This is a genomic window from Streptomyces sp. NPDC058650 (assembly GCF_042717315.1).
Taxonomy (GTDB): domain Bacteria; phylum Actinomycetota; class Actinomycetes; order Streptomycetales; family Streptomycetaceae; genus Streptomyces.
Genome location: NZ_JBHXRL010000003.1, coordinates 325027 through 346142 on the forward strand (window position 1 = coordinate 325027; position 21116 = coordinate 346142).

Annotated in this window: 16 protein-coding genes and 1 pseudogene; 12 read left to right on the top strand and 5 right to left on the bottom strand. The window is 71.1% G+C overall.

Going from position 1 to position 21116, the window contains the following annotated elements; genetic code table 11:
- The first annotated feature begins 11 nt into the window (after positions 1–11).
- From ACFWWU_RS07555 to nhaA, 5 genes are all read left to right on the top strand, one after another.
- Positions 12–242, top strand: a complete 231-nt coding sequence (locus ACFWWU_RS07555; RefSeq protein WP_384140349.1) for a hypothetical protein — start codon at positions 12–14, stop codon at positions 240–242.
- Between the two features lie 139 nt (positions 243–381).
- Positions 382–813, top strand: a complete 432-nt coding sequence (locus ACFWWU_RS07560) for an NfeD family protein (RefSeq protein ID WP_384140351.1) — start codon at positions 382–384, stop codon at positions 811–813.
- A 3-nt stretch (positions 814–816) separates the two neighbouring features.
- Positions 817–1875, top strand: a complete 1059-nt coding sequence (locus ACFWWU_RS07565) for an SPFH domain-containing protein (RefSeq protein WP_384140354.1) — start codon at positions 817–819, stop codon at positions 1873–1875.
- A 408-nt stretch (positions 1876–2283) separates the two neighbouring features.
- Positions 2284–3822: an alanine/glycine:cation symporter family protein gene (locus tag ACFWWU_RS07570; RefSeq protein ID WP_384140357.1), complete on the top strand. Its 1539-nt coding sequence runs from the start codon at positions 2284–2286 to the stop codon at positions 3820–3822.
- Between the two features lie 230 nt (positions 3823–4052).
- Positions 4053–5354, top strand: coding sequence for a Na+/H+ antiporter NhaA (nhaA, locus tag ACFWWU_RS07575; RefSeq protein WP_384140360.1), 1302 nt, complete (start codon positions 4053–4055; stop codon positions 5352–5354).
- A 56-nt stretch (positions 5355–5410) separates the two neighbouring features.
- Here nhaA and ACFWWU_RS07580 read toward each other — a convergent pair whose 3' ends face one another.
- The 4 genes and pseudogenes from ACFWWU_RS07580 to ACFWWU_RS07595 form a co-directional block, all read right to left on the bottom strand.
- Positions 5411–5731, bottom strand: coding sequence for an FG-GAP repeat domain-containing protein (locus tag ACFWWU_RS07580; RefSeq protein WP_384140363.1), 321 nt, complete (start codon positions 5729–5731; stop codon positions 5411–5413).
- Positions 5732–6194: 463 nt separating this feature from the next.
- Positions 6195–6341 (bottom strand): hypothetical protein, encoded by a 147-nt coding sequence (locus tag ACFWWU_RS07585; protein ID WP_384140693.1) that lies wholly within the window; start codon positions 6339–6341, stop codon positions 6195–6197.
- A 71-nt stretch (positions 6342–6412) separates the two neighbouring features.
- Positions 6413–6715: pseudogene (locus ACFWWU_RS07590) on the bottom strand (carboxylesterase family protein); the annotation flags it as partial.
- A gap of 73 nt (positions 6716–6788) precedes the next feature.
- Positions 6789–6992, bottom strand: coding sequence for a carboxylesterase family protein (locus ACFWWU_RS07595; RefSeq protein ID WP_384140366.1), 204 nt, complete (start codon positions 6990–6992; stop codon positions 6789–6791).
- 199 nt (positions 6993–7191) lie between these two features.
- Between ACFWWU_RS07595 and ACFWWU_RS07600 the strand changes: the two genes are divergently transcribed.
- Genes ACFWWU_RS07600 through ACFWWU_RS07625 form a run of 6 tightly spaced genes read left to right on the top strand, consistent with a single transcriptional unit; the run spans position 7192 to position 18093 of the window.
- Entirely contained in the window at positions 7192–7950 is a 759-nt protein-coding gene (locus tag ACFWWU_RS07600) for an N-acetylmuramoyl-L-alanine amidase (RefSeq protein WP_384140369.1), read from the top strand.
- A 22-nt stretch (positions 7951–7972) separates the two neighbouring features.
- The gene (locus tag ACFWWU_RS07605; protein ID WP_384140372.1) at positions 7973–11542 is read left to right on the top strand and encodes a hypothetical protein; all 3570 of its coding nucleotides are present in this window, start codon (positions 7973–7975) and stop codon (positions 11540–11542) included.
- 3 nt (positions 11543–11545) lie between these two features.
- The gene (locus ACFWWU_RS07610) at positions 11546–15325 is read left to right on the top strand and encodes a hypothetical protein (RefSeq protein WP_384140374.1); all 3780 of its coding nucleotides are present in this window, start codon (positions 11546–11548) and stop codon (positions 15323–15325) included.
- 2 nt (positions 15326–15327) lie between these two features.
- A complete protein-coding gene (locus ACFWWU_RS07615) occupies positions 15328–16320 on the top strand; it encodes a hypothetical protein (protein ID WP_384140377.1) in 993 nt (330 codons plus the stop codon).
- Position 16321: 1 nt separating this feature from the next.
- Positions 16322–17182: a hypothetical protein gene (locus ACFWWU_RS07620; RefSeq protein WP_384140380.1), complete on the top strand. Its 861-nt coding sequence runs from the start codon at positions 16322–16324 to the stop codon at positions 17180–17182.
- A complete protein-coding gene (locus ACFWWU_RS07625) occupies positions 17179–18093 on the top strand; it encodes a RimK family alpha-L-glutamate ligase (protein ID WP_384140383.1) in 915 nt (304 codons plus the stop codon). Before ACFWWU_RS07620 ends, ACFWWU_RS07625 begins: the two co-directional genes overlap by 4 nt.
- A gap of 204 nt (positions 18094–18297) precedes the next feature.
- Here the strand turns inward: ACFWWU_RS07625 and ACFWWU_RS07630 are convergent, their stop codons facing one another.
- Positions 18298–19536, bottom strand: a complete 1239-nt coding sequence (locus ACFWWU_RS07630; RefSeq protein WP_384140386.1) for a PucR family transcriptional regulator — start codon at positions 19534–19536, stop codon at positions 18298–18300.
- A gap of 164 nt (positions 19537–19700) precedes the next feature.
- On the opposite strand from ACFWWU_RS07630, the gene ACFWWU_RS07635 reads away from it, so the two are divergent.
- Positions 19701–21116, top strand: a complete 1416-nt coding sequence (locus ACFWWU_RS07635; protein WP_384140388.1) for an alkyl sulfatase dimerization domain-containing protein — start codon at positions 19701–19703, stop codon at positions 21114–21116.

Consider the following 21116-nt stretch of genomic DNA (forward strand, 5'->3'; position numbering starts at 1 on the left):
TCGAGACAGCAATGGCCAAGCCCTTGCACGCGGCGATCGGGGAGCACCCGATCCTCTGCCTGGTGTGTGGCAACGACGGGTTCCGGAAGCGGGAGGTGCTGTTGAACAGCACGGGGATGGAGTTCTTCAACATGGCGTGGGCGAACGAGTCGGCGACCGGGCTGATCTGCTGGTCGTGCGGTCATGTGCACCTGTTCGTCAACCCCGCCCTCAGGACGTACCGGCAGAACCGGGAACGCTGAGGCAGGCCGACCCCCTCCAAACGCGCTCGGAGTGGGCGGACGAGCCGGCCTGAGCGTGCTCCCTCGCGAAAAGGGGTAGAAACGCCAAAAGGGCGCAATTTTCGGTCCTGCGTGGAGTCGTACCTGCCGGGAGAGGGCCATGGACCTATGGCTGATCTGGTTGATCGCCGCAGGGGCGCTGGCGGTGGCGGAGATCTTCACCCTCACTGCCGCGCTCGGGATCCTCGGCGTCGCCGCGGCGGTCACTGCGGGAACCGCCGCACTGGGGCTCTCGCCGCCCTTGCAGCTCGTGGTCTTCACCGCTCTTGCCGGGGTCAGCCTGTTGTTCGTGCGGCCCGTCGCCGTGCGCCATCTGCTCAAGCCGCAGGCCGAGCGATTCGGCACGGACGCGCTGGTGGGCCGCTCCGCCCATGTCGTGTCGGAAGTGACGGGGCTGGGCGGCAGAGTCCGCATCGGTGGCGAGGAGTGGACGGCCCGCGCCTACGACGAGACGCTGGTGATACCTCCGGGGGCGACCGTCGACGTCATGGAAATCGATGGCGCCACCGCCGTCGTCTATCCCCGGGAGTGAGTCATGGACGTGCCGGGACTGCTCATAGCCGGTCTGATCCTCGCGGCGCTCGCGGTGTTCACCGTGGTACGGGCGGTACGCATCGTGCCGCAGGCCCGGGCCCGCAACGTCGAACGCCTCGGCCGCTACCGGCGCACCCTGAGGCCGGGCCTCAACCTCGTCATCCCCTACGTCGACCGCGTCTATCCGGTGATCGACCTGAGGGAACAGGTGGTCTCGTTCAGGCCGCAACCGGTCATCACCGAGGACAACCTGGTCGTCGAGATCGACACCGTCCTGTACTTCCAGGTCACCGATCCACGAGCCGCCGCCTACGAGATCGCCGACTTCCTGCAGGGCGTCGAACAGCTCACCGTCACCACCTTGCGCAACGTCGTGGGCTCCATGGACCTGGAGAAGACCCTCACCTCCCGCGACACCATCAACAACCAGCTCCGTGGCGTGCTCGACGAGGCGACCGGCAAGTGGGGACTGAGGGTCAACCGGGTGGAGATCAAGGCCATCGACCCGCCGCAGTCCATCAAGGACGCGATGGAGAAGCAGATGCGTGCCGAGCGCGACAAGCGGGCGGCGATCCTGGGAGCGGAGGGGCAGCGGCAGTCGCAGATCCTGACTGCCGAGGGGGACAAGCAGGCCGCCGTGCTCCGGGCGGAAGGCAACCGCACCGCCGAGATCCTCAAGGCCGAGGGGCAGTCCCGAGCCATCGACGAGGTCTTCCAAGCCGTGCACCGCAACGACCCGGACCCCAAGCTCCTCGCCTACCAGTACATGCAGATGCTGCCCCAGCTCGCCCAGGGCGCGGGCAGCACCTTCTGGGTGATCCCCAGCGAGGTCACCTCCGCGCTGCAAGGGGTGTCACGCGCCTTCAACGAGGTGCTGCCCCAGTCGCCGGCCACCCGGGAGACGTCCACGGAGGACAGGGCCGCCACCCAGGCGGCGGACGACGCGGCGAAGGCAGCGGAAGCCGCTGCCGAGGCACTTGCCGACGCGGCCGAAGCCGATGCCGACACGCATCCCTTCACCGCCGGCCGTCAGGCACCGCGGGGACCGGAGGGCGGGTAGGGGGTCGATGGAGCCGCTGCCGCCGCATCCCGCCAGGCGACAGGAGTGTCCTGTCGCGAGCTCCTGACCAGGGGAATAAGTGCACGGTGAACGGATAAGTCTGTCCGGATAACGGTCGCGTCACGGCTCCTGCGCTTTTCGTAGATCACCGTAAGTAAGGTGATGTGCGTCACGTGGTGGGGGTGGGCTGCTGTGGTAGGAATGCGCAACTCCGCAGATGGCACCACCCCTCGCCCTTCCTGCGGGATGCCGGGCACGTACCGGCAGCCCGACCGAGATGATCACGCTCCGCGTCCACGGACGTCGATCCCTCGGCTCGCCGACCGGACAACGGCGTTCGCTCAAAGACCGCACCCCCACTGGCGCTGCCTCCCGCGCGCCGGTCCTGCGCTTCCGAGGTCCCCCACCGTGTCACTCGATTCCCTCACCCAGTCCGTCGACAAGGCGGTCAGCGGTTTCTTCGAGCCGATAGCCACCTGGCTCGGCGAGATCGTCTTCTACTCCGTGCCCGTCGGCGGCACCCAGCTCCCGCTGATCGTCGCCTGGCTCGTCGTCGCTGGTCTGGTCTTCACCGGCTGGTTCGGCTTCGTCCAGCTGCGCAAGTTCCGGCTCGCCGTGGACGTCGTGCGCGGCAAGTACGACGAGAAGGGGTCGGCCGGCGAGGTCAACCACTTCCAGGCGCTGACCGCCGCCGTCTCCGGCACCGTCGGACTCGGCAACATCGCCGGTGTGGCCGTCGCGGTCTCCATCGGCGGCCCGGGCGCCACGTTCTGGATGATCCTGTGCGGCCTGCTCGGCATGGCCACCAAGTTCGTCGAGGTCACGCTCGGCGTGAAGTACCGCGAGGTGCACGCCGACGGCACCGTCTCCGGCGGCCCCATGCACTACCTCCCCAAGGGCCTGGCCGAGCGCTTCGGCAAGAACGGCAAGACCCTCGGCAAGGTCCTCGCCGTCCTCGCGTCCTTCATGATCCTGTTCTTCGGCCTCTTCGGCGGCAACCTCTTCCAGGTCAACCAGTCCTACGCGCAGCTCGTCTCCGTCACCGGCGGCGAGGACGGCGCCCTGGGCTCCTCGGCCGGCGCGCTGTTCTTCGGGATCCTGATCGCGGCCCTCGTGGGCATCGTGCTCCTCGGCGGCATCCGTTCCATCGCCTCCGTCACCAGCAAGCTCGTGCCCGCGATGGCCGGCATCTACATCGCCGCCTGCCTCGTCGTCATCGCCGTCAACGCCTCCGCCGTCCCCTCCGCGATCTCCACGATCATCGAGGGCGCCTTCAACCCCGAAGGCGTCGCAGGCGGTGTCCTGGGCGCGCTGATCATCGGCTTCAAGCGGGCCGCGTTCTCCAACGAGGCCGGCCTGGGCTCCGCCCCGATCGCCCACTCCGCGGTAAAGACCAAGCACCCCGCGAGCGAGGGCCTGGTCGCCCTGCTGGAGCCGTTCATCGACACGGTCGTCATCTGCACCATGACCGCCCTGACCATCGTCATCGCCAACCCCGCCAGCTATGTCGAGCTCCGTAACGGCGGCGAGTCCATCGGCGGCGTCACCATCACCTCCGACGCCTTCGGCACGGTCATGCCCTGGTTCCCGTACATCCTCACCGTCGCGGTGATGCTGTTCGCGATCTCCACGGTGCTGACCTGGGGCTACTACTGCATGAAGGCCTGGACCCACCTCTTCGGCCGCAGCAGGACCAGCGAGCTGACCTTCAAGGTCCTCTACACCCTCTTCGCGGTCGCGGGCTCCCTGCTCACCCTGCAGACGCTGATCGACATGGCCGACGCGGTGCTCTTCATGCTCGCCGTCATCAACATCATCGGCCTCTACCTCCTCGCCCCCGTCGTCAAGCGCGAGCTGAACACCTTCCTCGCCTTCGTGAAGCGGCGTGACGCCGGCCTCGACACGGACGAGAACACCGACCAGGAGCCGGTGAAGACCACCGTCTGACCGCCCCCGGCGGCCCGGCTCCCGAAGGGCCCTGCCCTCACCTCGCGCCTTGGTGAGAAGCAGGGCCCTTCACCCCGTCTCGGCAGCTGAGAGACGCCCTGGCGACGTTCCCCGGTGCCCGATAGGGTGTAAAGAACGCGTCAATGCGACGCGCTGGTGTGCCGGGAAGTCTGGTCGGCGTCCGAGGGGCAGTGTGCCCGCTCGCCAACCGCCCCGGAGGCCTTCCCCCCATGACGCAGTCACGCCCACGCAAGGTGATCCTCGGCCTGCTGCCCTGGTCCGAACGGCAGGCGATCACCGAAGCCCTCCGCACGGAAACCGTGGGAGGGCTCGTCCTCCTCGCCGCGGCTGTCGTCGCGCTCGCCTGGGCGAACAGCCCGTGGAGTGCGGCGTACGAGTCCGTGCGCGACTTCCACTTCGGCATACCCGCCCTCGGCCTCGACCTCTCCGTCGGCCACTGGACCGCCGACGGCCTGCTCGCCGTCTTCTTCCTTGTCGCCGGCATCGAGCTGAAACGCGAGTTCGTCGTCGGCGAACTGCGCACCCCCGCCACCGCCGCGCTGCCCGTCGTCGCCGCCCTCTGCGGCATGGCCGTCCCAGCCGCCCTCTACGCGCTCACCGTCACGATCGGCGACGGCAGCATGGAAGGCTGGGCCGTGCCGATGGCCACGGACATCGCCTTCGCGCTCGCGGTCCTGGCCGTCCTCAGCACCCACCTGCCCTCCGCGCTGCGCGCGTTCCTGCTGACCCTCGCGGTCGTCGACGACCTCGGCGCCATCCTCATCATCGCCGTCTTCTTCACCTCGGACCTCAACTTCTGGGCCCTGGGCGCAGCCTTCGCCGGGCTCGTCGTCTTTTACCTGCTCCAGCGCTTCCGGGTACGAGGCTGGTGGTGGTACGTACCGCTCGGCCTCGCGACCTGGGCGCTGATGTACAACTCCGGTGTCCACGCCACCGTCGCCGGCGTCGCCATGGGCCTGATCCTGCGCACCACCCGTGACAAGGGCGAGAAGACGTCACCCGCAGCCCGTGCCTCGCATCTGCTGCACCCGGTGTCCGCCGGCATCGCGGTCCCGCTGTTCGCCCTCTTCGCCGCCGGAGTCAGCGTCTCGGGTAGCGCGCTCGGCCATGTCTTCACCGACCCCGAACCCCTCGGCGTCGTCATCGGCCTCGTCGCCGGCAAGATCCTCGGCATCTTCCTGGGCACCTACCTCGCCGCGCGCTTCACCCGCGCCGAGCTCAATCCCGACCTCGCCTGGGCCGACGTCTTCGGCCTCGCCACCCTGGCCGGCATCGGCTTCACCGTCGCCCTCCTCATCGGCGAACTCGCCTTCCCCGAACCGGCTCAGGCCGAACACATCAAGGCCGCCGTCCTCGTCGGCTCCCTCATCGCCGCAGCGCTCGCCGCCGTCCTCCTGCGCCGCCGCAACCGCATCTACAAGCAGCTGTGGGAAGACGAAGAACGCGACGACGACGCGGACGGAATCCCCGACATCTACCAGTCCGGCGCGCGGCCCGGCAGCTCCGGATGAATGAACAGGGCATGGCCCCGGCATTGCCGGCGTGACCGTCGTACTCGCCCTGCTGGTCATTCGTACCGCCGTACGCGAGACGAAGGAAACCGGTCAGTGAACGGCCGCGCCGCGTTACCCGTGCCCGAGTACCGGAGCAGCTCGCCCGTCGTCTTCCGGGCCAGCAGGTCCACCTTGCCGTCGGCGTCGCTGTCGCCGAGGGACAGCAGCCGGTCGTAGACGTTCCACCCGCCGCCGATCTTCGTACGGCCCGCGAACGGCGCCTTGTAGTCGCCCGTGCCCTTGTAGAGCCAGAGGACGCCGGCCTTGTCGCGGGCGGTGATGTCGGCCCTGCCGTCACCCGAGAGGGGCCGGGAGAGGGGGTGTCCGGGCTGCACTGAACCCGCACGTTTCGGTGGTGCGGTGTTGACTCCCGTGCTGACTTGGCGCTGACTACGCTGCGTTGAACTTCGACATCTGCACTGGTCCAGTGGATCGGATAGCCGTCCGTGGAGACTGGTTCGAGTCGTACGATCTCCCGAATAGCCACACACAACTGGGGAGTGCGGCGCGGGGGATGGGCCTGCGCCGCACTGCGGCGCCGGCCCTTCGGTGGGGGTGCGATGCGGCCGGCGGGCGGACTTGGGCGCTCAGATCGGCGGGAAGGGCACGAGCCGGGTGGTGTACTCGCCGAACTGCGCGTCGCCGAAGGGCGCCAGGTACCGGTCGAGGACCGGGGGCGTCCGGCATCGTCCCGGCGCAGCCGTCGACCAGGCGGGCGGGGAGCCGCGGCGCCTGCGTGAACTCCGCGAGCGCCGCCTCTGGGGCGACCTCCCGAACGGCTCCGACCGTGGGGAGGAACTACTGTTCCTCCGCCGCCTGGCACACCGGCAGCTCGAAGTCCCGCGCCGCTCCCGAGCCGAGCGGGGTCAGCGGATCAGTCGGCAGCGCCTCGTCGTCCACGACGGGCTGGAAGACCGTCGGCGCGTGGGCGTGGATCGGGGCCACCGGATCGTCGGCGCACGACGGAACAGCCCCCGCGTCCGCTCCATGGCCGTCGGGCAGACCACCGCGCTGCCGCCGGAGGAGTGCCCGGCGAGGGTGACGTTCGTGGGGTCGCCGCCGCACGCCGCGATGTTCTCCTGGACCCGGGACAGCGCGGCCGCCTGGTCGAGCAGCCCGCGGTTGTCGGGACGGCGCCGAGCACGTGCCCGTAACCCTCGTGCCCCACACGGCAGTTGCTGCCGACGACGACGAGTGCGGTACGTGCAAGGCGCGGCGCCGTCGTCGTCGGGCTGCGCGGCGGACCCGAAGGTGCTGGCCCCATCGTGGATCCGGAAGGAAACCGGCAGTTCGTCACACTCCGTACACCTAGGGGCCATGCGTTAACGCTGAGTATGTCCTCGTCCGCGGGGCGCCCGCGTGGCGCCCCGGGAAGCTCCGCCGACTGCGGGGCTACGGGCCCGAACGCCGTACCGTCGCGGACCCCTCCCAGGCCCGCGAGGGCTGCGGCTCGACGAAGCGCCGGACGCCGAACGGCAGGGCGACGTAAGGGACTCCGGGAACGGCGACGACACCGCCGGCGTCGGCTTCCCTGCCGCGCACCAGGCCGGCGGCCGTCCGGAACACCGTCCCGTACTCACCGGATCGTTCGCTCATGCGGTGCGGTCTCGTCCCCCGCGCGCTCGCTCACGGCTCCCCGGTTGAGCGGTTGCCGAATGCGTACGAGTATGGAAGGAGACAGCTCAGTGCGGACAGGAATCGTCCGTCACGGCTGAGAAGTTGTCACATCAACGATCGTTCTCCTCCCCTGTGTGGAGGGAATCTCCCTGAGCCGGATCAGTCTCCGGAGAGCGACATGACCATCAAGAACATGCAGTTCACCTGCCCGAATTGCGGGGAGGTGTCGACGTACGCCGTGCAGACGGACGGCGAGGCGCCCGAGCAATCGGGTCTGGCCTTCCATCAGGACCTGGGCAACCTGCGGAGCCTCGGTATTCCGTACACGAACAGTCCGAACCGTGACGCGTACGGTCCGCTGGTCCCGCGGGGCATCGTCGTCCACTACACCCAGGGCAAGTACGAGGGAGCCATCGGCCACTTCCAGAACCCCGCGTCCAAGGTCTCGGCGCACTTCATCGTCGCCAGGAACGGCCGGCGCATCCAGATGGTCCCGCTGCCCGACCCCGACACCAACGGCCCACGGGACGGGCGGTACACGGCCTGGCACTGCAAGGGAGGAAACACCCGCTACATCGGCATCGAGCACGAGTACGGGTACACAGGCGCGACCGGCCCCCAAGACTGGACCACGGAGATGATGGAGTCCTCGGCGGAGCTGTCGGCGTACTTGTGCCACACGTACGCCATCCCGGTCGAGGTGCCGCTCGCCCCGAACGAGCGCGACTGGTTCACGGGCTTCGGCGGACACTACAACGTGCCCAACAACAGCCACACCGACCCGGGTCCGTACTTCCCGTGGGACTACTACATCGACCTCGTGCAGTGGTTCTACGGCCGCATGGCCGCCGACTCCCCGCTCGGCGCCGCGCCGGCGTCCGCCAAACCGATCCGGGAGGTGCAGGGGTCCGGGAAGCCCGCCTACCAGACGCTGTGACCGCCGTATGAGGTGACGTCCCATGCTGGGCTCCACGGTGAGCGCGCTCACCGCCTGTTCGGCCGCCCCCGGCCGCCTTGACCTGTTCGTCGGCGACGGTGACGGCGGCGTATGGCACAGGGCGCGCACGACGCCCCCCGACGCGCTCCGAGGCCGCTGGGGCGCGTGGCACTCGCTCGGCCGGCCGTGGCCTTCGCCCGGAGCGCCGGAGCACACCGGCTGGCTGACCGCCGTGCGTTCCGGCCCCGGCCGGATCGAGCTCCTCGCCCTGGACAGCGGTCGCGGGACGAAGCACAGGCTCTTCGCGGCGGCCCGTGACGGAGCCCTCGACACGGGCCTCGAAGAGGCCGGTGCCGAGGCCGGGGACGCCGCCGGTGCCGAGGCGGGCGGCGGAGCCGGTGATGTCGTCGGCGATGCCGTCGACGATGTCCTCGGTGACGCGGCCGGCCACGGCTGGACCCCGTGGACGTCGCCCGACCCGCTCGCCGCGCGGCCCGCGGCGACCGACCCGCTCCCGACGGAAGAGCAGTGGACGCTCCTCCGCAGGCAGCTCTCCGAGGGTCGACGTTCCGACGTCGACCCTCGCCCTACCGCCTTCGCCACGACGGAACGTGACCTCTTCGCCGTCGCCGGTCACAGACTGTGGCACCGCACGTGGACGGAGAGCACCGCATGGGAGGACCTCGGCGGCGACCTCACCACCGACGACACGACCGCCCCCCACATCGCCGCCGCCCACGACGAGGCCGGGTCCACCCACGTGTTCGCCGTCTGGGCCGGTACGGCCCTGATGCACCGGCAGCTCGACCGCACCTGGTCCGACTGGCGGCTCGTCGACATCTGGGCCGACGTGCGGACCTACCAGGCGCTGCGCCCCGACGACCTCGTCGCACTGACCGTCCGCGGGAGCGGACTGCGCGAACGAGTCCGCGCCGACGGCGTGGTGGAATTCGTCGCCGCCCGGTCCGACGCCCGGCTCATCGTGGAGTTCCCACCGCAGCACATCGCCGAGACCGTCTCCGAGACGGGCACGACCAGTCAGGCGCGGATCGCGGGACCCTCACGGCTGGCCTTCGCCATCGGCCAGGAGGCCGTACCGCTCACCGTCGACGGCGTACTGACCGCCATGCGCAAACTGCCCCTGGTCGCGACGCCCGAGACCGCGGGAGCGGACAGCGCCCGCCTCGAACTGCCCTGGCGGCTGCTCCTGCAGCTGCCGAACGGCGCCCACTGCACGCACCACGCCCTGCCCGCCGTCGGCCACAACGGCACCACCGAGCTGTGGCACAGCCGGATCACGCGCCCCGACGGGGCCGACGCGCTGCGGGTGAGGCCCGTCAAGGCCCTCCCGGACGAGCCGGCCCTCGCCACCCCGCTCGGCCACCACACGGCGACGATCGCCGCCCTCGGAGTGCAGTCCGCCGATCCGCCCGTGACGGTCGACCGGCTCATCCTCAGCGCGTTCGGCGCCTGGTTCGACGCCTCCGCCTCATGGCCCACACTCGACTGGACCCACCAGACCGCGATGGGCCGCGACTACTACGTCCGCGTCCTCACCCGCGGCGCGCTCTTCCCCTTCGGACACCGGGCCGCCTTCGTCGAGGTCACCGAGCGCCGGTTCGACCGGCAGCACCCGGCCGTGGCGGCGCTCCGCACGACGCGCACGCTGATCGTCACCGAGCCGACACGGCATTACGGGATCGGCGACGGCGCCGGAAAGGCGTACGAGCGTGCCTTCCCCTTCCAGGAGGTGTCCGTCGAGCCCCGGCAGCTGACGGACCTGGACGCGGCGGTGTGGCTGCCCGGCAAGGCGTTCTGGCCCACGCGGTCGGGAGCCACCGTCGAGTTCACCGTACGCGCGCGGGCGGACCGGGAGGTCGTCGACTTCCGGCTGCCGATGCTGTTCGTCGACGACGCGGCCGTCGGCACCTCCCACGCCGCCTCTCACGACGCCGAGTACGCCCGCGGACCGCGCTCGGGCGTCCAGCGCGCCACGGGACAACCCACGCGAGAGATCGGCCGCAGGATCGCGCTCGCCATGAAGACCGCCACCCAGCCGCTCGAAGGCGCGGTCCAGGAAGTGCGGTCGATGTCCTTCGGCGGCACCGGCGCCGCCCTCGCCGCGAACGGCGTCGGATTCCACCCCCGCGTCACCCGCATGGAGGTCGCGCTGCCGGCGGTGCGCCAGCTGATCGGATCGTCGCCGACGGTGCCGGCCGAGTTCTCGAAGGCGTTCCTGACGGCCACGGGCGGCCAGCGGCCCGAGGTCCTGCTCGCCCTCCTGGAGCCGAAGGTCATCGACTTCGCCGCGTCCGGGGCGCGTACGGGCATGGTGGCCGCGCCGAACATGGCCGTCACCGAGATCTCCCGGCTGGCCGGACCGATCGCCGGCGGCCCCTTCCCGCCGAGACCGCAGGACATGTTCGCCGAGGATGCCAGACTCTTCGGCGTCATCTCGCTCCGCCGCATCGTGTCCGTCATCACCTCGCGCCCGCAGATCACGTGGTCCGATGTGGTCGGCGCGCCGTCCGCGAAGCTGACGTGGAGCGAGAAGCTGACGACGGAGGTCGAACCCTTCCACCCCAAGACGCCCACCTCCACGGTCTTCCTGGAGGTCCTCTCCGAGTTCGTCGCCGGTCGGCCCCGGCTGCGCACGACCGGTGAGGTCACGGACTTCACGCTGGAGATCCCGACCCGCGCCTCCGCCCTCGTCGTCCTCTCCTTCAAGAAGGTCCGCTTCACCGGCAACTCCGGAGAGACCCCCTCCTTGACCTTCGAGCTCGCGGACGCACGGCTCGCCGGGAAGCTGAACTTCGTCAAGACGCTGGCGGAGAAGATCCCACAGGAGGGCCGCGGCGGACCGCGCGTCGAGACCTCGGCGGTCCAGATCAGGGCCACCTACACGATCGCCGTGCCCACCCTCGCCATGGGCGTCTTCACCGTGCAGAACCTGGCCATCCGCACCGGCCTCACTCTCTCCCTCGAACAGCGGCCCATCGAGATCGACTTCGCCTTCGCCACCCGAGAACGGCCGTTCCTCGTCACCGTCAGCGGCTTCGGAGGCGGCGGCTATCTGGAGCTCGGAGTGAGCGCCGGAGAACCCGACGGGGGACTGCAGCGGTTCGTCGGCGGCATCGAGTTCGGCGCCAGCGTCGCCATGAACTTCGGCATCGCGGCCGGCGAGGTCCACGTCTTCGGCGGTGTCGTCTTCGTCAAGAAGGGCAGCACGATCGAGATCACGGGCTATCTGCGGATCGGCGGCAGCGTCTCCGTCCTGGGCCTGATCCGGGTCTCCGTGGAGCTGACGCTCAGCCTCACCTACGACGTGGAGCGCAACGAGCTGCACGGCTCCGCCCGGCTCGTGATCACCGTCGACCTCACCTTCTGGTCCACCTCCGTCACCCTCGAATGCCACAAGAGCTTCAAGGGCCCCAGCCTCGCCGCCGACCCCCGGGACGCCCTGACGTCCGTGGAGGCACGGCAGCCCTCCGAGGACGCGGCCCTGTCGGCCTCGACCGTCGAGGCCGCGCTCGGCTCCCAGGGCTCCTCGTTCCCGTGGCAGACGTACTGCCGGGCCTTCGCGAAGGAGTGACCCATGCTGGTCTCCGACCTGCGGCGACAGTTCGTCTGGACCCCGATCCCGGCCGGGCGGGTCGCCCTCGTCCCGGGACATTCCACCCCGATGGCCCTGCTGTCCGTCCTCCTCACCCCCCGGCTGCTGGGTCCCCCGGGAGACCGGAAGCTGTCGGACTTCGGCATGCAGACCTGGCCCGAACGGCTCGCCGCCCTCCGGTTCGACGTCTTCCGAGGAACGCAGCCCGTCGTCTCCCACCAGGTCCCGCACCTCACCATCGAGCAGAAAGAGGTCCGCTTCACCACCGCCCGCCAACTCTCCGCATGGCAAGCCCTGTTCACCGGTGACTCGCCGGTGACCCCGTACCGGACGACCTCCTACGACGAACGGGACGTCCGCGAGTTCCCGGCCGCCGAGGCCGCCACCGAGGTACGCGAGGCGTACACGGCCACGGCCCGCGTCCACCTCGACCACGACGGCGGGGTCCCCGAGACCGATCCAGAGCTGCGGGCCGCGCTGAGCCGGGTGACCGCGATGTGGCAGGCACGACTCGTGCCTCTGGGCGGCACGGCGGAGGACGACCCGTCCGCACCCCGGTCGGCGATCGCCCAGGCGTACGCCTTCTACCAGCGCGACTCCGACGCGTTCACGGTGCTGCCGCCGCCCACCGTCGCGCCCGTGCACGAGTTCCACGAGACCGTCTCCCGCCTCGCCGACCATCCGCTGCTCCTCCGCGCGCTCGGACTGCTGATCGACCTGGCAGTGGAGACGGTTCCGCTGACCGAAGCCGGCGGCGCGCAGGAGCTGCGCGTCGTCCCGCGCTGGCCGAATCCCGACGGCTCCGTGCCGCCCGGCTGGTCCCACGCCACCCAGGACGACCTGTCTCCGAAGACCGCCTACCTCCTGGAGGGGAAGCGCTTCGTCACCGCGTCACTGCCGGGACCGGCGGCCACCGAACTCAAGCGCGGCATGCTGCCCCTGGCCGGAGCCGGCGTGGCGTCGCCCACCGGTTCCGACACCGCCGCGCGGTACGAGGTGATGCCGTTCGACGTCGACGGCGCCGCCTTGCGCATGGTCGGCGTCGCCGAGTCGGACCGCGCCCGGACGGCCTCGCAGGACCGGGCCGACGTCGGCGCGCTGCCCGCCCTGCGGTCGATGGGCTTCGCCCTCGTCGAGCGGGACCGCGTACAGGAACACGGCAGGCAGCTCCGGCGGGCCGCCCAACGAGCCACGGCCGCCGGCCTCACCTCCCAGCCGGTGACGGCGGATTCTCTGCTCGGCGGCTACCGGGTGGACGTCTTCGACGTGGCCAGGAGGCAGTGGTTCCCCCTCTGCCGCAGGCGCGTCCGCTACAAGATCGGCGACGTGACGATCGGGCACGACGCGTCCGACGGCAGCGGCCCCGCCGGCCTCCTCGAGGAGGGATTCGTACGCCCCGAAGCGTCGACGACCGGAGCCGGCGCGCTGGACGCCCTGTACCTCCACCAGATCGTGTTGCGCTTCGACGGCTGGAGCCCCGTCGTGGAGCGACCCGAGCGGATCGTCGACACGGGGGACGAGATGCCGGTGGCGGCCGACCCGCCCCCCTTCGACGCGGTCGTCGAAACCGACCCGGGATCGCTGCCCCGCCTGCGGTTCGGCCGCGACTACCGCCTCCGCGTCCGGATCGCCGACCTCGCCGGGGGCGGACTGCGCCCCGACGAGACCGGACCCGAAGAGGAACGGACGAATGTCTTCCGGCACCACCGCTTCGAGCCCCTCCCGCCCCCGGAACTCGTCCCCACCCGCGAACTGGCCGACGGCGAGACCCTGGACCTGATGGTCATCCGCAGCGACCGCGACACGACGGTGGAGGCGTACGCCGCGGCCCACGGCCACCGTGCCTTCGACCTCCGCCACCTCCTCGCCCCCGCGTGCTCCCTCGAACTGGCCCTCCAGCACGAGCGCACCTTCGACGCCGCCCTCGGCCCCGACGTACCGACCGCGAAGGTGAAGGAGTTCTTCGAGGTCGCCAAGCGAGCCGACCGTTCCGTCGCCGACATCGCCGGCGCGAAGGTCGTGGGAACGGAGACCGGCTCCACCGTGCCCGCCCCGTACGTCGTCCTCCCCGAGACGGGTGTCTCCCTGCCCTGGCTCCCCGACCCGGCCACCTCGCACCTCGCCCTGAACCCACGCCGCAGGCCCGTCGACCCCGAATCCGGAAAGTACGGAACGGTCGTGGGCGACAAGAGAACCGGCGCGTGGCAGGGCACCTGGCCGGCGTACGCGCCGATCTCGCTCCGCCTCGTCGGTGGCCCCGGCGGCTGCACCCTCACCCGCTCCCCGGACCAGCGCACCTTCACCGTCGCGCTCGGCCCCGCCGAAGAGGTCACCTTCGACATCCCCTCCTGCCCCGGCACCCGCAGCGTCCAGCTGTTCGGCATGGTCACCTGGCTGGGCATCGACCCCACCGACCCCTCCGCGTTCGCGCCCATCGTCGAGGGCCGCAACCGCCTCGTCACACCGCCGCGCACCGTCACGCTCGTCCACGCCGTGCAGCGCCCCCTGGCGATCCCCTCCGGCCTGCTCGCCGCCCGCCGGACCACCGGAGACACCAGCGCCGTCCTGCGCACCGACGACCTGCGCATCCACATCGCCAGCACCGGCCGCCTCGACCTGCGCGCCGAGTGGAACGACCACGAGGACCTCCCGCCGCAGAAGCCGGCCGAGCGCCGGCAGACCGCGTTCCTCGGCCCGTACGACATCCAGCGCGCCCCCCAGCACGAGGCGTTCCCCACGATCCGCCAGGAGTTCGGCGACACCCGCCGCCGACACGTCACGTACCGCGCCACCGCCGTCTCCCGCTTCCAGGCCTGCTTCCCTCGCGCCACCGCCGCAGACTCCCAGGCCTGCCTGAGCGAGGGTGTCCTGGAGGTCACGGACGTGCCGAGCTCCGCCCGACCGCCCGCGCCCAAGGTCCTCCACGCCGTGCCGACGTTCCGCTGGTCCCGTTCGCACGACGGCCAGAAGTCGCTCACCCGGTGGCGGTACGGAGGCGGCCTGCGGGTCCTGCTCGAACGTCCCTGGTACGTCTCCGGCGACGACGAACGCCTCGCCGTCCTCACCTGGCCCGGACCGTCCGCCCCAGCCGACGTGCTGCGGTACGTCAGCGTCGCGGGCCGCGACCCGATCTGGACCACCGGCGCCCCGCCCCCGGTCCTCAGCCAGAGCGACGTCGTCGCACCGCGCGGCGACCGGGCGGACCTGCCGGAGCTGGAACGCGCGCTCGACGTGATCGCGTACCCCGTCCGCTTCGACGAGGACGCCGACCGCTGGTACGCCGACATCGACCTGTCCCCGCTCGTCACCGCCTCCTACTTCCCCTTCGTCCGGCTGGCCCTGTCCCGCTACCAGGCCCACACCGTCGACGGGGTGCCCACCTTGTCCCCCTCGGTGCGGACGGAGCCCGTCCAGCTCCCGCCCCACCGACGCCTCGTCGTCACCCGCACGACGGGACGGGCCACCGTGCTCGTCGAAGGCCTCGGCCCGGCCGGCCCCCGGTCGAACGTCGTCCGTACCGAACTCCAGGTGGGCTCCGACCCGACCGCGGGCGGCGGCGCGGGCTGGAGCACCGTCTTCCGGACCTCCGGGCCCCTCGGTGAGGCCCGTGACCTCGACCTCCCCGCCACCGGGGACCGCCCCCAGCGCATCGTCGTCCAGGAGTACGAGACGCATCCGCCCGCCACGAACGAGACGGGATCCGCCGTCGAGGGCCCGGGGCGGCTGGTCTACGCCGACATCGTCCCCCTTGGAGTGTGGTGACCATGGTCGACCCGGTCTTCCAGATGTTCCCCGAGGAAGGGCCGCTGCGACTCGCCGCGGGACCGCCTCCCAGTGCTCCGGTCGCCTTCAAGGTGGGCGCTGCGAAGACGGGCGTGTTCCTTTGCGTCATCGCCTCGGGACGGAACTGCGAACCGCCCGGGGAAGCGGACCCGACCATCGAACTGCGGGTGGGGGTGGGCAAGTTCGCCACCGTGCCCCGCAACCCCGAAACCGTGACGATCCAAGACGACTCCCTGACCCCGGTCGGCACGGCGTGCTGGACCCCCGAACCCAGGGACATGTTCCTCGTGAGGCTGGACATCACCAAGCCGTCCGCCCTGCCGTGGCACGTGCGGCTCACGAACAACGCGGACAAGGAGCTCTCCTTCGTCTGGGTCGTGTCGGACCTCGAGGAGGACACCCATCAACCGCGGCTCCTCATGCCACGCTCCCACACACGGCTCCAAGTCCAGGGAGTACCCCCCGACGACATCGTGGTGAACGTGGCCAACGTCGGCACGGGAGACCTGATCATCGACACCGCGGCGGGCGCCGACCTGGGCGACGGCTTCCTCCTGGACGAGGTGACGCCGACCGTCCCGCCCAACGGTTGCGGGCACCTCACCATCAAGGTCCCTCCCATCGAGTTCATCCCCTTCGATGCCGGACACACGCATCGCTTCACCGACTTCACCCTGGAGGCCAACACCCGCGACGAGGAGGAGCGGACGCTCCACCTCAGCGTCTCCGAGAAGCTCGGCAAGGAGAAGGAGAAGGAGAAGGAAAATAAGGACAAGGAGGGGAAGGAACACAAGGACAAGGAGGGGAAGGACACGCCGGACGAGCTGATGATGGTCGGCGACCTCTTCCCCACGCCCCTCGCACCGCTCGTCGCCTGGACCGGTGCCGCCTCCCCGCACGTGCACTTCATCCCGCCGGAGCTGCGCCCCGACGTGTCGACGAGCGCACTCGTCCACGAGGACCCGGCGCCGTAGCGTGGAGGCGGTCGTCATGTGGCTGGTGCTGTGCGACGCCGGGGACCGGGCGGCCCACTGGGCCGCCGCCGGGCTGCGCGAACGGGGGCTCGACCCGGTGGAGGTCGTCGATGCCGGGACGCTGACCCGCACCGTACGGTCCACGCACCGGATCGAGGAACGGGGCGAGGGGCAGGGCCGGGGCGAGGGGAAGGGCCGGGACGAGCGGCGGGACAGGTTCGAGGAAGCCCGCACGGGCGACGAGGCTCCCGGCCACGAGCGGGCGAGCTTCGAGCTCACCCTGCCCGGCGCCCGCAGCCTCGCGAGCGACGCCGTCCACGGCGTGCTCAACCGGCTCACCTACGCACCCCTGGACCACCTCCGCTTCGCCTCCCCGGCCGACACGTCCTACGCGGCGGCCGAGTGGGACGCGCTCGTGCTCAGCTGGCTCCAGTGCCTCGCTCCCGTGACGGTGAACCGCCCCAGTCCCCTCGGCCTGTCCGGTACCCTCCGCTCGCCCGCCGAGTGGACCGTGCTCGCCGCCGCTGCGGGGCTGGCGGTGTCGTCGCTGAGGCTGACAGACGACACCGCACACGAACGGTCCACGGACCGGCGGCCCACCCGCACCCTGCTCGTCCTCGGCGACGACGTCTACGGCGTCCACGACGGCGAAGCGCTCGACGGCCTCTCCCCGGCCTGCCTCCGCCTCGCCCGCAGCGCGGGAGCCGACCTCCTGGGCATCCACCTGAGGCCCGACGCACACGCCCGGCACGGCGCGCGGTTCGCAGGGGCGACGCTCCTGCCCGACCTGCGGATCGCGGGCGCCCCGATGCTCGACGGCCTCCACTCGTACCTGACCCGGCTGCTGGCGAGGCCCCGGTGATCATCGTCTGCGGCATCGCGAGCGAGCGCCCGATCGCCCTCGTCACCGACGCGCTGCGACGCCGGGGCCTGCCGCACGCCGTGCTGCACCAGCGCCGCTTCGCGGACACCCCGATCGACGTCCGCGTCGACGGCACGGACGTGCGCGGGCACCTGCGATGCGACGGCCGGACCGTCCCGTGTTCCGACGTCACCGGCATCTACACCCGGCTCATGGACTGGCGGCTGCTGCCGGAGGCGCGGGGCGCGGGCGAGGAGACGCTGAGGCACTGCCAGGCCTGGCACGAGGCCCTCGGCACCTGGATCGAGATCGCGCCGGGACGCGTGATGAACCGCGCCTCCGCGACGGCGACCAACCGCTCCAAGCCCTACCAGGCCCAGTTGATCCGCCGTGCCGGGTTCCGCGTCCCGGAGACCCTCGTCACCGACGACCCCGACTCCGCCCTGGCCTTTCGGGACCGGTACGGCAGGGTCGTCTACAAGTCGATCAGCGCGGTGCGCTCGATCGTACGGCCCCTCGACGACGAGGCCGCCGCCAGGCTCCCGCGGATCCGCTCGTGCCCCGTCCAGTTCCAGCGCTACGTCCCCGGCGTGAACATCCGCGTGCACGTCGTCGCGGGCGAGGTCTTCGCCACCCGCATCGAGACCGACCAGGTGGACTACCGCTACGCCGGCCGGTACGGCGGCCGCGCCGACCTCACGCCGTGGACCCCGCCCCCCGAACTGGCGCTGCGCTGCGCGGACCTCGCCACCGGGCTGGGCCTCGCCCTCGCCGGCATCGACCTCGTCCTCACGGACGACGGCGAGTTCTTCTGCTTCGAGGTCAACCCCAGCCCCGCGTACAGCTTCTACGAGGACCACACGGCCCAGCCGATCTCCGACGCGATTGCCCGGGCCCTGCTCGGACGATGACGATGACGATGACGAACGGCGGGGGTGGTCGGCAATGCCATGTGCCGACCGGGAACCACGGTCCCGCGCCCCCTGGCCTGTCCGCGCGATGCGGAAGGCCCTTCGGCCGCGCGGCACCCTGATGGCCTTGAGGTCGGCGTCATACGTGGGGGGCAACCACCACACCCACCCCAGGGACCGCCGACTGTCACTGTCGTGCGGCGGTCACCCCGGTGCGTTGCCACGCAACAGCAAGGCGGCCAGTGCAAGGGCGTTTCCACGCGCGGAGCCGGTGTCGAGGCCGGTGAGTTCGCTGATTCTGGCGAGTCGGTTGTCCACGGTGTTGGGGTGCAGGCCGAGGTGGCGTGCGGTGCTGCGCCGGTCGTGCCGGTGTTCGAGGTGGACGCGCAGGGTGTCGATGAGGTCGGGGCGGTCCTCGATGGGGTCCAGCAGGGCGGCGATGCGGTCGCTGCTCTCGTCGTGCCGGGAGAGGTGGTACTCCAGCAGGACGTCGTGCATGAGGTGGAACCCCGGGGGACGGCCGCAGGCGCGGGCGATCCGGACGATCTCGACGGCGGTGCGGGCGGCGGCTGGGACGTCCTGGGCGGTGGCAGCGGTGACCGCGGCCAGTCTGACGCCGTCGCCGCACAGCTGCCTCAGCGAGGTGCGCAGCTCCTCGCAGGTACGGATGCCGTCCCTGTCGTCGGCCTGCTGGGGAACGACCACATGGCCGCCGTCCACGCCGAGCAGCGACACGGACTCAGTGCCCAGACTGCGGTCCACGGCGGCCTGCACGCGGCGGACCAAGCGGCGGTCCGCGACGCTCGTGGTCGCCGGCCCCTCCTCCCGAGGCAGATGCAGGTGCACGACGAGACAAGGGCCTTCGAGGCCCAGCTCCTGGAAAGCACGCTGGGGAGACATCGAGCCGTCCAGCAGGCCGCGCACCAGGGAGCGGTGATGCTCGTGACGTTCCGCTGACAGCGTGGCCTGCTCGACGAGGTAGGTCTCGGCCACGGCGCCGATGACGGCTTCGTGGCTGCGCAGGAGGAAGTCGACGAGCTCGATGAGCGCGCCTGCCTCTTCGTCGGTGGCCTCGTCCCGGAGGGCCTGCCACAGGACGTAGACGGCCGTGGAGTGGCTGCGCAGCAGCGTGTGCAGGGGCATGCCTTCCTCGGCGCGTTGGGCGGCGCGTTCGCGGAAGGTGCTGTAGTCCCCGGCACGCCCCTGGGGATCCTGTACGCGGCGCAGGAAGAGGCGTAGGCCGGTGCGGACCGTCGCGGCGACTTCCACGTCCTTCACGTCGGCGGGGAGGTCGGAGTAGCCCGGCAGCCGTTCGAACGCGTCGCGAGCCATGTGGCGGGCGAGCTCGTTGACGTGGCTCTCGCAGCGCGCGGCCAGAGCCTGCGCTGCTGGAGACAGCGCCGGATACGCCCCGTGGCGCCCGGGCGTAGGGACGCTCGGCACCAGCTCTCCCTTCGTCCTGTGACAGATCACAAGGTCCGTCGCTTTCGACTGTGAGGACGACGGATGTCCCTCCGTCCGCCTCCGACGCAGACTCTACGCACATCAGCGGGCCGCCACAGCGGGCAGGACGGCGGCCCACGCGCGATCGCTAGGAGCCGGACGCTATGACAGAACACAATTCCAGCGGCTACATGGCATACGCGGACCGCGTCTGGTCCGGCGAGGAGACGCTGCTGGCTCACTTCACGGGTGAGTTCGCGAGCGGCGGTCTCGTAGCGGTCGGCGAACGGACCGCGTTCTTCCCTGCCTTCGCGAACGTGGCGGTGTTCGACACCGGTGACGGCCTGGTACTGGTCGATTCGGGCGACTTCCGTACGGCGGCCCAACTGCACCAGTCCGTGCGCGACCACTCGGCGGATCCGGTGAGCGCCGTCGTCTACACCCACGGCCACGTGGATCACGTCTTCGGCGTGGCGCCGTTCGACAAGGAGGCGGCCGACGCCGGGACGCGCCGCCCCGAGGTCTTCGCGCACGAGGCGCTGGCAGCGCGCTTCGACCGCTACCGGGCGACCGCCGGGTACAACACGTGGATCAACCGGCGCCAGTTCGGCGTCCCGTCCCTCCAGTGGCCGACGGAGTACCGCTACCCGGACACGACCTACCGGGACCGGCTCACCGTGCGCCGGGGAGAGCTGACCTTCGAGCTGGTGCACGCGCGCGGGGAGACGGACGACCACACGTACGTCTGGATCCCGGAACTGCGCACCCTGTGCACCGGTGACCTGTTCATCTGGAACTCGCCCAACGCGGGCAACCCGCAGAAGGTCCAGCGCTATCCGGTGGAGTGGGCGCGAGCGCTGCGCGACATGCAGGAGCTGGGCGCCGAGGTGCTGCTCCCCGGGCACGGTGTGCCGATCCTCGGCTCCGACCGCATCCGCCAGGCACTCGGCGACACGGCGGAGCTCCTGGAGTCCCTGTGCGACCAGACGCGCGACCTGATGAACGCCGGCGCACGCCTCGACGAGGTGCTGCACGGGGTGAAGGTTCCGCCGGGCCTCCTGGAGAAGCCGTACCTTCACCCGGCGTACGACGAGCCGGAGTTCGTCGTACGCAACCTCTGGCGGTTGTGGGGCGGCTGGTACGACCAGAACCCGGCGAACCTCAAGCCCGCCCCCGAGGCGGCGCTCGCCGCCGAACTCGCCGACGCGGCGGGCGGCGCGCGGGCGCTGGCGGACCGGGCCGAGCAGCTGCTCGGCCGCGGGGAACTGCGCCTGGCGGCGCACCTCGCCGAGACCGCCGCGCTGGCCGCACCGGCCGACCGCGAGGTCGCCAGGATCCGGGCCGAGGTCTTCGCCCGCCGGGCCGCGCGGGAGACCTCGACGATGGCGCGCGGCGTCTTCAACTGGGCGGCGGCCGAATCCGCCGCCGTCGCCGAGGGCACGGACGTCGCCACCGAACTGACCCGCAGCGACGAGGGGCGGCGGCGGGCCGCGGGAGCCATCAGCGTGGGCGTCGTCGACGACGACAGCTGCGGATGCGGCGCACCCCTGGACGACGGCGACGCACAGCAAGGGGCATGA

Excerpts from the sequence above, each read along its gene's own strand:
- ACFWWU_RS07555 (WP_384140349.1), top strand. The coding sequence starts at position 12 with ATGGCCAAGCCCTTGCACGCGGCGATCGGGGAGCACCCGATCCTCTGC.
- ACFWWU_RS07560 (WP_384140351.1), top strand. The coding sequence starts at position 382 with ATGGACCTATGGCTGATCTGGTTGATCGCCGCAGGGGCGCTGGCGGTG.
- ACFWWU_RS07565 (WP_384140354.1), top strand. The coding sequence starts at position 817 with ATGGACGTGCCGGGACTGCTCATAGCCGGTCTGATCCTCGCGGCGCTC.
- nhaA (WP_384140360.1), top strand. The coding sequence starts at position 4,053 with ATGACGCAGTCACGCCCACGCAAGGTGATCCTCGGCCTGCTGCCCTGG.
- ACFWWU_RS07595 (WP_384140366.1), bottom strand. The coding sequence starts at position 6,992 with ATGAGCGAACGATCCGGTGAGTACGGGACGGTGTTCCGGACGGCCGCC.
- ACFWWU_RS07600 (WP_384140369.1), top strand. The coding sequence starts at position 7,192 with ATGACCATCAAGAACATGCAGTTCACCTGCCCGAATTGCGGGGAGGTG.
- ACFWWU_RS07605 (WP_384140372.1), top strand. The coding sequence starts at position 7,973 with ATGCTGGGCTCCACGGTGAGCGCGCTCACCGCCTGTTCGGCCGCCCCC.
- ACFWWU_RS07610 (WP_384140374.1), top strand. The coding sequence starts at position 11,546 with ATGCTGGTCTCCGACCTGCGGCGACAGTTCGTCTGGACCCCGATCCCG.
- ACFWWU_RS07615 (WP_384140377.1), top strand. The coding sequence starts at position 15,328 with ATGGTCGACCCGGTCTTCCAGATGTTCCCCGAGGAAGGGCCGCTGCGA.
- ACFWWU_RS07635 (WP_384140388.1), top strand. The coding sequence starts at position 19,701 with ATGACAGAACACAATTCCAGCGGCTACATGGCATACGCGGACCGCGTC.